Origin of the sequence: Butyricimonas faecalis (assembly GCF_003991565.1) — a bacterium.
GTDB lineage: Bacteria > Bacteroidota > Bacteroidia > Bacteroidales > Marinifilaceae > Butyricimonas > Butyricimonas faecalis.
This window is the reverse complement of record NZ_CP032819.1, coordinates 357,921-372,863: the sequence shown is the minus strand read 5'-3', so window position 1 is coordinate 372,863 and position 14,943 is coordinate 357,921. Positions and strand designations below refer to the sequence as shown.

Below are 14,943 nucleotides of genomic sequence, written 5' to 3'. Positions count from 1 at the left end.
ACTCAATTTTCTTCAATACTTGCGAGCAGTTTTTCAAGTTCAGCAACAGCCGCACTTATTGTTTGGCTTTTATCTTTTATGTCAGCCATTAGTTCTGCCAATGAACGGTCGTCCATCTCACCACCCTGCTTTATCCAAGTAATGTCAAGACTTGTTTTGTCTCGGGCAAAAATTTCATCTATAGGGTATTTCCGCCAGCGACCTTGCGGATTATTTTCAGCATCATAAGTTTCCACCCGATTATTGTAGCAAGAAACAAAATCATCCAAATGATGACGTTCCAGTTTGTTGGTAGCAAGCGTGTGCTTTATGTCTGTACGGTAATCGTAAAACCATATTTCTTTGGTTGATTGTCCTTTGCTGAAAAACAACACGTTTGCTTTTACGCCTTGAGCATAGAAGATACCTGTAGGCAAGCGCAAGATTGTATGCAGATTAAAATCCTGCAATAGGCGTTTACGAATAGTCTCACCTGCTCCTGCTTCAAAAAGAACATTGTCAGGAAGTACCACTGCTGCACGTCCTCCTGTTTTGAGCATAAGCATCATGTGTTGGAGGAAGTTCAACTGGTTATTCTTGGTCTCCACATAGAAATCCGGGCGATTGATGTCCACAGAGCCAGCCGGACGAGTACCAAAAGGAGGATTGGCAAGTATCACATCAACAAGCGTTGACGGTTCTTTTTCCAAAGAATCTTCACACACAATCGGACTGCGGTCTGTACCTATACCATGCAAATATAGATTCATGGAAGCGAGCGTCACCACTAAAGGCGTATTATCCACACCATGCAAAGCTTTATCACGCAAGAAATCACGCTTTTCTTTACTTGCAGACTGCTCTTTCATGTAGTCGTAAGCCGTAAGCAAGAATCCACCCGTACCACAAGCAGGGTCACAAACGGTTTCCCCCATTTGCGGATTAATACAATCTACCATTGCCTGAATAAGAGGACGAGGTGTAAAATACTGCCCTGCGCCACTTTTCTTATCCTGCCCGTTCTTTTCAAGAATACTTTCGTAGATAGCACCTTTCACATCACCGTCCATAATGAGCCATTGCTCCTCATCAATCATAGTAATGACCTTTTTCAGATAAACAGGCTTGTCTATCTTGTTTTGTGCTTTGGTATAAATTGTACCAATCAGATTATCCTGCTCGCTAAGTTGTTTAAGCGTTTCTTCGTATTGCTTGACCAAATCCAAACCATCAAGAGAAATCAAATCGTTCCATTGATACCCTGTCGGTATTGCCGATTCCTCTCCAAACATTTCTACATTCTCGGCATCCATCTTCAAAAATAAAAGATAGGTCAGTTGAGTGATGTAATCGGTGAAACCTATACCTTGTCCGGCAAGAGTTGTTGCCAGATTCCATACTTTTTTGGTAAGCGATTGCTCTGTTGCATTATTTGTTGCCATTTTCTTATGCTGCTTTTCTTAATACTACAAATGTGTAAAGTGAATGAAGTGCCTCGTCTGCTTTCTGCATATTGCCAAACGTCTTAATCATTTGGGCTGCATGAGTCGCATCATCTTTACGAATATCTTTGACCGTACAAGCCCCATTAGAAGCTATGTAATCCACAATACGACTGATAACTTCACGTTGTTTGTCGGTTATTTCACGCTGGGCTTGTCCCAACCACAAGTTGAAATATTGCTTGGATGTAGCAACCACACTATCCAATCTCTCTATTTGGTGGTAAGCAAAGCGTACCAGTTGTATGATGTTCGTTAAGGCATCGCTTTCTTCTTTAGTCGTAGAACGCTTTACTTTATTAGGAGAAAGAATGGCATACGAATTCCATATTTGTTTTGGGGTAAAATGATTGTTTGCCATTTTCAGTTTATTTTCCAGATCTTTCAACATTAAATAAGTTATCGGTTCGCCTTCATTGTTATAGATAATACGGAGAGCTTCTATTTCATCCGCATTCTCTTTACAAAATTCCTCAAATGCCTCCGTTGTGGTTTTTGCATCTTCAATTGAGAACCCTTTTGAGATAAGTGTATCTTCTCCGGGCATTAACGTATTAACGAATCCGGCTGCAAGTATAAGGAGGTATTTCCGAGCATCTGCATGATTGGCAAGCGGAGACACCAATCCTTTGCGTTCGTTATTGGATTCATTCGTACTAATAAACGGTGGAAGAATGCCTTTTTCAAGCGCATCATATATTCTGGCAGAGAGTTCTTTCATATCATCATGAGATAAACGAGCGAACTCTGCCCGTTGCGAATCATCCGCTTTATTGAATATTCGGGCAAGCGTAGCTGCAAGTCGTTTGAGATATTCATCTGGAATATAACCGTGACTGATACGTTCTAACAGCTCCTTCAGCGTGATAGTTTTAGTCGTAGGCTCATCTGTTGCTGTTGGAATTGTCTTTTCATGTTCTGTCACGCCTACCGCATCAACCAAATAAAAACAATCCTTACTGAATGCGTTTGGAGTGACATTGCGCAATTGTTCATCACCAATAGTACGCACTCCACGCCCTTTCATCTGAATATAAAGTGGAAGGGATTCTACATCACGCATAAACATTACTACTTCCAGCGATTTTACATCCGTTCCGGTAGCAACCAACGTACAAGTAACTGCAATACGGAAATCCTTATCGTTGCGGAATTGGCGTATCAGTTCGTTACTATCACCTGCTGAATAGGTGATTTTCTGAACAAATCGGTCATCTGTTCTTCCAAACACCTCTTTGGCTATCTGTACAATATTGGTAGCGTGTGCTTCATTGAGAGCAAAAATCAATGTCTTAGGCAAATAATCCATATTTGGCTCACGCTGAGGGTCATTGAAAAGTTCTGTATAAACCACATCCCGATAAGTAGAAAGAATCAACTTTATTTGCGCCGGATTGATAACGCTTCGATTAAGTTCTTTATTGGTGTAGGTTTTGGTCTCCTTGTTACTCACAGTCTTAACCTCACCCGTATATCTTGTTTCTTCCTTTACTTTCTCTCCCTCTAATATAGCTCCACCTGTTTCTGTAACTTGCGTTTTTATTCGATACACTCTACAATCCACATTCACACCATCAACGATACTCTTTTCCAATGTATAGTTAACAATGCGATTGTTATCGAAAAATGCCATTGTTTCGGGAATAGGTGTCGCTGTCAAACCTACTAATCTTGCCGTATCAAAATACTCCAGCACCTTGCGCCAGTTTCCATAAATGGAGCGATGGCACTCATCTATAATAATCATATCAAAGTAATCGTGCGGCAAATTGGGATTGGGAGGCAAAGTTACTTCTTCTATAGGTTCGCTCTCATCATCGTCATCATTATCCTCAATAGCTTCTCCTTTCAAGAATGAGAACAGACGTTGTATTGTAGAGATAACCACATTGCTATCAGAAGGGATAGAAGACGAGCGAAGACGATTGACCGTAAAGATAGTATTGAATGCGTCTCCATTCTCTGTCAGACGGAAAGTTCCAAATTCTCCTTCTGCCTGTTTCCCAAGATTATTTCTGTCGACAAGAAACAACACCCTACGCATTGGTGTATAAGAAAGCATTCGGTAAGCAGCAAGACAAGCCGTATAAGTTTTACCGGCACCAGTGGCAAGAACCATCAATGCCCGTTTTTGACCAGCACGGAAACTCTTTTCAAGTTCTGTTACTGCTTCATATTGACAATCACGAAGCCCATTCTTTTTCAATGTTGGAAGTCCGGCAAATGTATCCTCAATCCCCAGTTTCTTGACCAATTCATGTGGCGTAGGGATAGCCATTATCGGCTTGAAATAAGAATCCGGTTCACGAAAATCACAGAAATATAGTTCCTTGCCATTCGAGGTAAAGATAAAAGGCAATGGCTTTTGGTATGTCTGATAGATATTCGGAACACTTCTCGCGTATAAGGCTACTTGCTCGCATACTTTTGAAGCAAAAGCATCCGTTTCTTCACGTTTAGCTTCAAGCACACCCACTGCTTTCCCATTAATAAAAAGGAAATAATCTGCTTCAAGATTTCCTTTCAATAAACCTTCTCTTATAGCTACGGCCGTACAAGTAGGTTCATAATCATCCCTATTGACAACTTCCCAACCTGCATCAGTAAACCACTGGTCTATCTTTATTCTTGCTTTTTCTTCAGGAGTCATGTTCTTAACATTGTATATTATCGGAAGTTCATAGACACATCTGCAATAGGTAGCAGAATAACCCAGAACCTCCTAACCTAATTTAATACTTATTGTAACCTTTCCTTTTTATCGGTTATCAAATCTTTCAAATCAACTTGTAATATCTCCGCAATCTGTTGCAAGGTTTCCAAATTAGGCTGAATTCGATTACAGGCATAGGCATTGACCATACTGAAACTCTTATCTAGCTGTTTAGCTAACCACGTTTGAGAAATACCTTTTTCGGATAAAACAGTCTTTATTCTATTCAGTTTCATTCTTTGATATGATTTCATAGTGCAAATATAGTGAATTATATTCGATAGCTGGGATTATTTTTGTACTTTTGTGCTATCATATGACAAACATTAAGAAGAACCATGATTCTAACAGAAAATAAGCTAAAGGAACTTACTCTTGCTGCCGATGTCCTCTCCGAAGCTCATCAGCAAACTAGATTTTTTTCAATCGGTCAACATGCATCCGTATTTCTTTCCCATAAACACGATGAAATTAGCCAACTCAAACGAGTTGCCTACATTTTAGAAGAATTACATGCCAGTATCTATGTTGATTGGCTTGACAATTCTATGCCTAAAAAAACATCTGGAACCACAGCAACCATAATCAAACAGCAAATTCAAAAATACGATAAATTTATACTAGTCGCCACAGACGGGGCTATTGATTCAAAATGGTGTAATTGGGAGTTAGGTTACGGAGATGCGCAAAAATTTGATTTAGGGAAAATAGCTTTATTCCCGATAGCTCAAAACGATGGTAGCTGGAAAGGTTCTGAATATATGCAAATATATCCGACTATTCAATATTATTCTGGAACAGAAAAATATTCAAACGGGAATTTAATACCTAGAGGATACTACTATTGTTACAATGATAAAGATGGGAATTATCGTATCAAGAAATTATACGATTGGATTGTATCATAGGTACCTATAACGAATAACAATTATTATGGCATATAAATACCAACTTATTTTCCTGGGAGATATTAAGAATAATGCTTGCGATACAATAAAAGCTTGCTTTTTCGACAAGATTCATAGCATAGGTTTAAAAAACAATATGTTTGAGGTAATCTATAATGAAACTTTTTATAAAAAGTATTTGAACAAACAGCCATCTTTCGTATTCTATTTTGGCAATATAAATCATTCAGAAAAAGATATCGAAGTATTAAAGGTTCTCCTTGATAATGGGGATGCTATTTTGCCAATATATTTTGGTGAGAATTTTGAAGCAGAAGTTCCTAAAGTCATTCATATAATGAATGGAAGACAATATTTTGCAGATGATATTGAAAAATATATCAACTATGCATTTGAATCAATGAGGTTATTGAGAGAAAACCGGAAACTATTCATTAGTTATCGCCGGACGGACTCTTCTGCTGTAGCCAACCAATTGTTTGATGCTTTTGTCCGCAACAATTACGATGTATTTCTGGATACATATTCTATCAATCCTGCTAAAAATTTTCAAGAAGAATTACACCATCGAATGACGGATTGCGATGTATTAGTCCAACTTTACACCAATGATTTTAAGAACAGCAAGTGGTGCAATGAGGAAATTGTATCAGCAAATCAAAAACAAATTGGAGTAGTTGAAATTATTTGGCCTGATTGCACCCCTGACATACACAATTTATTATGCGCACCTATTCAATTAACACAAAAAATGTTTATGAACGAGGACTTCCATAATGGATCTTGTCGCATTACTGAAGAATGTATTGAGAACATTGTAAATACAGTAGAATCCGTTAGAGCTAGAAACCTCGCTGCTAGACAAGACAATCTTGTGGGAGAATTTGTCAAAGAAGCTCGCAAACAAGGGAGACAACTTATACAAGAGTATCGCTATCTTGTAGAGACTTTAAAAGATGGCAGAATTAGATTGTTTATCCCGGCAATAGGAATTCCACAATCTTATGACTGTTTCGATTCTCTACGTTTTAGAAAATTGCTTGATAATGAGAAAATCGAATTATTCCTTATATATGATGACTTGCGCATTCGTAAGAAATGAATAGAACATCTAGAATGGTTAAATGAATCATTAGAGGTTAAAACTATCAAGAAAAAAGATTTTGAATTATGGCTCAAAAACAATTAAATATATTCTTGTCAGCAAGTATTCCTATGCTAGGAAGAGATGAAAGATATTTCAAAACAGCGGATACAATCGCAATACGTGATTCCGTATTAGCTTTAGCTAGTGTGGCATTGCCTAAATATAAACTGATTTGGGGAGGTCATCCTTCAATAACGCCACTTATAGCTAGTATTTTGCAGCATTCGGGATTAGATATACATAGCAGCGTAATTTTGTATCAATCTACGTATTTTGAACAGTTCTTTCCTTTAGAGAATGAAAGTGTTGCTCATATTATAAAGACCAATGATATGGGAGATAAAGATTTGAGTATAGAAGAGATGAGAAAACATATGCTTGGCGATAATGAATTTTACGCTGGAATCTTTATTGGAGGTATGGAAGGTGTAGAAGATGAATATACAATGTTTACTCAGTTACATCCAGAAGCAAAAGTATTTCCTTTGGCTAGCACTGGAGGTGCTGCCAAAATCATTTATGACAAATATTTTGCTGGTAAAGAACCTGAATTATGTATTAACTTGGCATATTCTTCATTGTTTAAAGATTTACTTAATTTATAAATAGTTATGGGACATAAGATTTTTATATCATATAAATATGGTGATACTTCTGTGAAGCATCTTGAAAGAACACCTTGGTACGAATCAACTAAAGTTCGTCACTATGTTGATGAACTACAAGATAAGCTTGAAGATGATGATCATATTAATAAAGGAGAACTAGACGGTGAAGACCTATCCAATTTTAAAGACTCCACTGTGGAGTCAAAACTAAGAAATAAAATTTTTGATAGTAGCATCTCTATTGTACTCATCTCTCCTAATATGAAAGAGTTAAACAAAAGCGAAGATGAACAATGGATTCCTTGGGAAGTGTCTTATTCACTAAGAGAGACAGCTCGAAATGACAGAACTAGCAGAAGAAATGGTATACTAGCAGTTGTTCTTCCTGATATTAATGGTAGGTATGATTATATGCTCGAACCGAAGATGTGTTGTCAGTCAGGGTGTACGTTATGGCATACAAATAAACTATTCAAAGTCTTACGTGCGAATATGTTTAATCAAATAAAGAAAACATATTCAAATTGTAATATTGGTGACAATGTTTACCGTGGTTATGTCAGTTATATACATATGGTTAGATGGGATAGTTTCATTAACAATATTAGCTTTTGGATTAATGAAGTTAAAAAGATTCAAGACAAAAAAGACGAATACGATATTCACATTAATGTTTAATGTTGCAGTATAAAATCTATTCCACTAAGCAATAAAAAAACGGAGGTTCATTATTCCTATTCTTAGACTATGATTATTCCTATGAACTACCTTAATTGTATTTGAATATTGCAATAGCGGAAACATTATGGTATCAATTTGCAGATAAAACATCATACATAATTTGAGTATCAGGTTCATATACAATCAATTTCGGTTCAAGGATGGAAATACTTTGGAGTCTGTTTACAGAAAACAATTAGAGTAATCATATTTCAATTGAACTACGGGCATATATGGAAATTATCAATCTACTGGACTTCGTAGACCGCATTGAATTGAGAAACTGGTTAGAGGTTAATCATAACCATGCGAAATCGTGTTGGGTTGTAACTTCACGCTCTAAACAGCCCACATATGAATGTATTCCATACATTGAGGTTGTTGAAGAAGCATTGTGTTTCGGGTGGATTGATTCAACTCTAAAGAAATTGCCAGACGGACGCCTTGCCCAGCGGCTTTCACCTCGTCGTAAAGGAAGTCATTGGACTGAGTTAAACAAAGAACGTTGTATTAATCTTGAAGATCGAGGACTTATGACAGATGCCGGACGCCAAGCCTTTGAGAAAGCCTATTCTTACGAAATAGTCCCTAATGGTTCTCTTATGGAAGAAAGAATCATGAAGCATAATAAGGAATTAAGACCGGGATTATACAAGTAATTCTTATCATTATAAGATATATCAAGACAATGAATGAGAACAATATACCCTCTATTCAATCCAACTTTGAACAAATTAAAAAGCGAGACGCAAAAGGTTTAGAGTATTGGACTTCTCGTGAATTGTGCACCGCATTAGGCTATAGCACATACCAAAAATTCAATCGTACTCTAAACAAAGCTATCGCCATTGCCAATAAGAAAGGTTGTAACACTACCGAGCATTTTAATCCTACGTTTGAGATGGTCAAACTAAGTTCCGGTTCCTTTCGTAAGGTCGAGAATATATATTTATCACGAATCGCTTGTTTGATGATTGTTGAAAATGCCGATAGCAAGAAGCCGCAAGTGCAGATGGCAAGAGAATATTTCAAACAAGAGATATCAACTCCTGAATTAATCGACAATAGTCTATCATCCAATATATTGCTATATAAGACGAAACAAGGAGAAAGCCGTATAGAGGTTATCTTCAATAATGAAACATTTTGGATGTCGCAAAAGCGAATGGCCGATTTGTTTGGTGTTGAAACGAATACGATCAACAACCATCTGAAAGAGATATTCAAAAGCGGAGAATTGGAGGAGAGTTCAGTTATTCGAAAAATTCGAACAACTGAACTTGATGGCAAGAACGATGATACTTTGTTCTACAATTTAGATGCGGTTGTTGCCGTTGGTTTTCGTGTGAGCAGTTATCAAGCGGACCAATTCCGGATGTGGGCCACATCGGTTCTAAAAGAAATGATCATAAAAGGATTTGTATTGGATGATGAACGCTTGAAACAGGGTAAACATTTTGGCAAAGATTATTTTGACGACCTATTAGAACGTATCCGAGAGATACGAGCTTCAAAACGTCGGTATTATCAAAAAATCACCGATGTCTATGCCGAATGTAGTGCCGATTATGATCCTAAGGCTGAGACTACCCTACAATTCTTCAAAATGGTGCAAGATATGATGTATTGGGCCGCTTCCCATCAAACGGCAACCGAAATCATCTATTCAAGAGCAGATGCCCAAAAGCCCCACATGGGACTTACCACTTGGAAAAACGCTCCTGACGGCAGGGGCCAAAAGTCGGATACAATTATCGCCCAGAATTACTTGTCCGACAAAGAAGTCTCAGCTTTCAATCGTCTATCAACCGCATTCCTTGATTTGGCCGAACTTCGTGCTGAACGGCAAATCATTTCCACAATGGCAAATTGGAAAAAGCAATTGGATGATTTCCTGACTCTATATGAGTATGATAAATATAATGATGCTGACATCATTTCCACCGAGCAAGCGAAAGAAAAGGCATACACTGAATATGATAAATTCCGCTTGATATCTGTCTGATTTTGATAAAGAAGTCAAGATTTGGAAAGAAAGAGGGTTATTTGGTAAGGATTAATTCTATCTATAAACACTATTAACAGGAACATAAGATGAATCATAACGGCATATTCTCACTATCTTTTTCCGAAACTAAGACAATTATTGTTTCTGGTGATATTCATGGAGACTTTAATCAGTTGGTGTTCAAACTCTGTATCCAATATCAGAAGCTCAATATCATGGAGTTCTGTCAAATATATTGATTTATACCATTTCGGGTATAATATTGATATAATAAGCAGGATTATACCCGATAGGGCATAATAGTTGTTGCCTGAATAGAAGCGTACCTGTTAGGGTATACAGACATTTTTCATAATAAACAAACGGAAGCAATTACACTTTCCCAAGCGAATAAATCTGATTCATTACACTTTTCCCAACGAATACAACGCATAGCCCTACACTTTTTCAAGCGAATCGAATGTGTATCCTACAAAAGTTCCCTGGTTCTATGACCGATTTTCTACTGTTAAGCATCTTCTGGAAAATAAAAACCACACCGCAAACCACAGAAATCCCAAGAAAACCACTACCTTTGTATTCAACAAGCGTTCTGTAACATATCTGCGGAAATGCCCTATCACTCAATACCTTGTATCTGATAGCAGACATTCCACAAAAGGGCTGAAAAGAGGCGGTACAACAGGTATATGCAAGGCGATGAAATACAACGGTTTGCATTTGTCCCTACATTCTGTGTATTTCTCAAAACAGAGGTTGTACCGATTAAAATGAATAGTCACTAATAATCAGTGATGTAAATATGCTGCATCGAGAGCTATTTTTCACTTTTAATCTTCGTTTGAAGGCAAACTAAGATTAAAAAAGTTAAATCTTCGATTTTTGACGAAAAAACAAGTAAATTTTGAAGCGTCTATCTTTTAATCCATAAATTATTGATAATCAACAATAATAATATACCTTATCAAACTATCGTTTACACAAAATTATGGACACTACTATTATTCATTCCATATATGTTTAATTATTTCAAACAATAGTTTCTGTCTTTCCTCTAATTCTTCTGGCCCAAATTTATCCATAGGCCTAAAATTTAACTTAGATGATTGAATCCAATTTGTAAAATCAAGGTGAGATTTGTAAGAATCCTGCCGTAGTGTTTCATTCCAATATAGTGTATTAGCATATGATTCTAATTTTTTTCCATACGTTTCGTTATTACTTGAAATGTTGTCCTTTCCTTTTAGCAACAACAAACCGCCAAGTCTATTCCTTTCACTTTTGAACCGTTCTTCATCATTTCCAAACAATTCATAATTTTCTTCATTTTCAGCAAGGATATGTTCGATGTGAAATCCATTTGTACTACCTGTATTTACGACAAGGTTATATAAATTATGCCTCATATCCATTTTTGTGTTTTTGGCTATAAACTCTTCAACTCTCGCAAAAAAGTATCGCTTAAATCGCTTGTCAAGATCGATGCCAGTTTCTTTAAAATAGCCATAACTAAATACAACGTTAAGGTCATTATTACTGTATTTGTATTTAAGCATCTCTAATAGCGCAGAATCAAATATAGCAGGAATTTCTAATATATCAACTTCTCTTATTCTGCTACTGATATCATACATTTTCTCATTGAACTTATTGCTATCATAAGCTCTCTGTAATTGCAGGAGACAGAACAACCTGTCTATATGATATGATACACATTGGATTTTCTCTTTTTCTTGCACATCATCAACATTACATGCCGACATTATTAACAAAAATTGTTGACCCCTATCAGTTAGCGAATTATAATACACATGTTCAAATTCATGATTGAGTTCTGTAGTATATTTAACTAATTTAACGTATAAAGAAGAATAATACAAGAAGTCATTTTGAAGGAATTTTTTTACATTATTGGGATTATGATCAAGATTCAAAGAAGTTTCAGCAAATAATGCTCTATGATATTCCCTATCAAATTTTCTACTTTCTCCAATTGTATTAGAGAACTTGGCTTTTAATAAATAGATAAAGAAACTATCTATTGCATCTGGATTGTTTCGATTGATTTTACTAACTTGACCATCCCATAATTCATTGAATTTTAACACATTTAACTCCTCTTTATCAATTTGACCCAAGAGCTTACCTTTTAGTATTTCATATGGTTTCAGTCTAACACCTCTATCATTAATCACTTCGAAAACCATTGGCACATCGGTTTGTTCCACTTTTAAATTAATGATAACCAGACGATACATGAAATAGAACACAAATCGCTCGAACACTGTTTTATTTGTTAATTCTTTGTCGAGTCGTTTAGAAATCACTTTGTAGTTCTTTTCCAAATTTTCAGCTGTAATACCTGTATTCGTTGGAACATCTTCATCACCATCAAAAAGAGCTTTGAGCGTTGGTTCATGGATTTCATGGTTAAGCCAAAAAGTCTTTTTATATCCAGATCGACCTACTATTTTGTCAGCTATCCAATCTTTTAGATCTGATGCAAAAGTTTCTGCCTGATGGTATAACTTAACCAAAATCAGGGTCAGTGTGGTGAGACGTTGCTGTCCGTCAACAATATATAATCTATTAGTTTCTGCATCAAGATTTGTTACATAAGTATTCATGTAATACCATGCGTATTTATTGATTATTTGATCGCTTGGTAACATACTATTGGCATATCGCTTATGTTCTTCAGTGAATTTATAGAAAATATCATCTAATAAACGAACAACCGGAACAGAATCCCATTTGTATTGTCGCTGATAAAAATCTATATAATATGTTGTATTTGCAAACAAGGTGTCAATATTCTGATTTAAAGGAGATACATCCATAAGTAATTTAAGTTTCTTAAGTATAAAATGATGCAATTAAAAGTCAAGACACATTGATAATACATTTATTATCACCACATTATAGTTATAAACATATAACATGAGACACTTTGACTACACACAAAAATATGCATATTATCAATAAACTGCAAAAATTCTTCAGAAATAATTCCCCAAAAGTGGGCCAAAGAAAATTATATTTAGAAACTTCTGCTAGACGAGTATATTATAAAATGTAGAAAAGATTCTCTTTTCTCGAGTATAAGCAAGAATTACATCCTAAATTCTTGACAACAATGAGTTTACAAATAATTAACTATAAAATATAATCCACAAAAAGTAACGAATAAAACTTGCCAATCATTGCCATTTTCTAACTTAAATTCCTACCTCTGCCTATGAAGTCATTTTTTAATACACGTGTGATAAAAATCAGACAATCAATTACATCAAGTTAACCCTCGCCAGTTTGAAAATGAGCTAAAAGAATTGCAGTACAAAGAATATATAGAAAGTACTGATAGTCAACAAAGTGCGCTTATGCGTACTTTTCGTGTAGTTGTAAAAATTTGATTTATACCGATTAAAAGACTAAAAACGTTTGTAATCAATAGTATAAATGGGTTGCATCGAAAAAATAGCACATCTCTAATCCACCATGAAAGTTATTTATAATCTATATAAACTACCAAAACTAAATAACAAAGTGAAAGCATTTTTTATAGGTCTTTTATAATCTTCGTGTAAATATTAGTTGCTCGTAATACATACATCAATAATCACATGGTTTATTTATATATTTGCCAATAATTACGTAAGTAATAAGCATGAAAATTGAAATATTAATATATCCTACAAGTAACGGATTTCAAAAAAAACATATACATCGCAACATAGAAATATTTACATCACAATTTTGTTTTACAGATTAATTATCCTAAATTTGATATGCATGCATTAAAGAAAGAAAACGCCAGGTGTTTGTTAGTAAAAATTTAAAACTTATTATCATGAAAACAAAATCATTAATTGTATTAGCAACAATCGTTGTAATCGCAATGATCACGTGTAGTTTCACAATGAAAAGTGATGTAAAATGGATAACTGTTTCCGGTTATGTTGACAATACTAATGGAGATGTTATAAGTCAGGTTGATGTAACCTGTACTTTAAACAGTAACAACGCCCTGTTAAGCAAAACTCAAACTGATTCAGAAGGGTATTACTCTATCCAAGTAAGACAATCTGAGTCCTGTACATTAAGTTTTAGCCACGCTAACTATGTTCCACAAGACAAAATAGTATCTTCTAGCACTGACATAGATGATATGAATGTGACCTTACGTTCCCAAGAGGAATAAACCTACCCTTTAAACTTTTACCTTCCTCTAGAAATTCTAGAGGAAGTTTTACTTTTGTGGAATTCATACACAAATACACCCCAAATAAAGTACAGAAGAGTACCAAATAATACCCCTCATTCGAAGGTCAAACGTTACTCATTCATGTTCGTATGAACTCTGTGATGTATTGATCGGTTTGCAATTTTTTGTTCAGAGATGGTCTACACTTTCGCTAAAGTTGAACTATCCTTTCCTTTGATCATGAACATACCAAGTACATAGCATAGACACTGACGTATGTATATGATATGTTAGTGCCGTGTCTGTATTCCTTTATGTCTTAGTGTAAGGATAGAGAAAGGTAGGCTGAAAATTAAGTTTGCTATAAGCTAGGAAAAGAATCAGCTATAAAATGGCAGAATATTTGATTTTTGTAAAAAATATTATATATTTGCAGAAGTTGAGAAACTAAGTGTGGAAGAGTCCGCATAATATATTTGAAGTTATTGTATCGACCTAGTAAGTAAAATCGGCAAAATAATACTTTTCAGCGGGTTGTAACAGTAGTTTCATACTTAGGTATGAACTGTTGTATTCAAACTGCTGGAAAGGGTCTGCCGATACCTACTTACAGAATGGTATAACAGTTCTTTTTTTATTGACAAATTACAACGGGTCTTGTGGCAGAAAATCTTTAGGAGAACATTTAAGAACTTTAGCAATCTTATTCAGTTGATTCATATTATATTTTTTAGGACCATTTTCAAAATTACTAATAAATGTTCGAGTATACCCTAAAGTATAAGAAAGAGATTCTTGGGTATGTTTAGCCTTTAATCTGTATTCACGCACCTTAGCAATTACGTATAAATCTATCTCTGTTTTCATATTTTGAAATTAACGTACGAATAAAGGGATATTTCAGGCTTCATCCACCCAGCTATTAGGGAGTATTATCAATTAAATTAAGAAGCAACAAGATATTATATAGAAGTTTTAATTTAATACAAATTAATTATTTATCAAAACATTACATAGAATGCAGTATCAACACAAATTGTCAAACGCTTTAAAAATTCGCCCACCACCAAGCGTGGCTAAGATCTCACTCTAAATTAAAAAAGGGGATGCTGCAAACATCCCCCTAGATAATAAAAACAAGCATGAATGCTTGT

12 protein-coding genes are annotated in these 14,943 nt (G+C 35.4%); 7 read left to right on the top strand and 5 right to left on the bottom strand.

Features of this window, described 5'->3' with window-relative positions; translation table 11 throughout:
- Positions 1-2 precede the first annotated feature (2 nt).
- The 3 genes from D8S85_RS01535 to D8S85_RS01525 form a co-directional block, all read right to left on the bottom strand.
- A complete protein-coding gene (locus D8S85_RS01535; protein ID WP_106624501.1) occupies positions 3-1,421 on the bottom strand; it encodes a type I restriction-modification system subunit M in 1,419 nt (472 codons plus the stop codon).
- A gap of 4 nt (positions 1,422-1,425) precedes the next feature.
- Positions 1,426-4,131, bottom strand: a complete 2,706-nt coding sequence (locus D8S85_RS01530; protein ID WP_106624500.1) for a type I restriction endonuclease subunit R — start codon at positions 4,129-4,131, stop codon at positions 1,426-1,428.
- 89 nt (positions 4,132-4,220) lie between these two features.
- On the bottom strand, positions 4,221-4,430 hold the full coding sequence (locus D8S85_RS01525; protein ID WP_106624499.1) for a helix-turn-helix domain-containing protein: 210 nt from the start codon (positions 4,428-4,430) through the stop codon (positions 4,221-4,223).
- A 102-nt stretch (positions 4,431-4,532) separates the two neighbouring features.
- Between D8S85_RS01525 and D8S85_RS01520 the strand changes: the two genes are divergently transcribed.
- The 6 genes from D8S85_RS01520 (at position 4,533) to rhuM (ending at position 9,582) form a co-directional block, all read left to right on the top strand.
- Positions 4,533-5,102, top strand: coding sequence for a TIR domain-containing protein (locus D8S85_RS01520; RefSeq protein WP_106624498.1), 570 nt, complete (start codon positions 4,533-4,535; stop codon positions 5,100-5,102).
- Positions 5,103-5,127: 25 nt separating this feature from the next.
- Positions 5,128-6,204, top strand: a complete 1,077-nt coding sequence (locus D8S85_RS01515) for a toll/interleukin-1 receptor domain-containing protein (protein WP_240648787.1) — start codon at positions 5,128-5,130, stop codon at positions 6,202-6,204.
- A 68-nt stretch (positions 6,205-6,272) separates the two neighbouring features.
- Positions 6,273-6,854, top strand: coding sequence for an SLOG domain-containing protein (locus D8S85_RS01510; protein WP_106624496.1), 582 nt, complete (start codon positions 6,273-6,275; stop codon positions 6,852-6,854).
- Between the two features lie 6 nt (positions 6,855-6,860).
- Positions 6,861-7,535 carry a TIR domain-containing protein gene (locus D8S85_RS01505; RefSeq protein ID WP_106624495.1) on the top strand — a complete coding sequence of 225 codons (675 nt, stop codon included), beginning with the start codon at positions 6,861-6,863 and terminating at the stop codon, positions 7,533-7,535.
- Between the two features lie 275 nt (positions 7,536-7,810).
- A complete protein-coding gene (locus D8S85_RS01500; protein WP_106624494.1) occupies positions 7,811-8,236 on the top strand; it encodes a YdeI/OmpD-associated family protein in 426 nt (141 codons plus the stop codon).
- A gap of 29 nt (positions 8,237-8,265) precedes the next feature.
- A complete protein-coding gene (gene rhuM / locus D8S85_RS01495; protein WP_394345035.1) occupies positions 8,266-9,582 on the top strand; it encodes a RhuM family protein in 1,317 nt (438 codons plus the stop codon).
- Between the two features lie 1,004 nt (positions 9,583-10,586).
- On the opposite strand, the gene D8S85_RS01480 is transcribed toward rhuM, so the two are convergent.
- Complete coding sequence (locus D8S85_RS01480; protein ID WP_106624492.1) at positions 10,587-12,425, bottom strand: DUF262 domain-containing protein; 1,839 nt, start codon at positions 12,423-12,425, stop codon at positions 10,587-10,589.
- Positions 12,426-13,435: 1,010 nt separating this feature from the next.
- On the opposite strand from D8S85_RS01480, the gene D8S85_RS01475 reads away from it, so the two are divergent.
- On the top strand, positions 13,436-13,786 hold the full coding sequence (locus D8S85_RS01475) for a carboxypeptidase-like regulatory domain-containing protein (RefSeq protein WP_106624491.1): 351 nt from the start codon (positions 13,436-13,438) through the stop codon (positions 13,784-13,786).
- Positions 13,787-14,434: 648 nt separating this feature from the next.
- On the opposite strand, the gene D8S85_RS01470 is transcribed toward D8S85_RS01475, so the two are convergent.
- Complete coding sequence (locus tag D8S85_RS01470; RefSeq protein ID WP_106624490.1) at positions 14,435-14,656, bottom strand: helix-turn-helix domain-containing protein; 222 nt, start codon at positions 14,654-14,656, stop codon at positions 14,435-14,437.
- Positions 14,657-14,943: the final 287 nt, after the last annotated feature.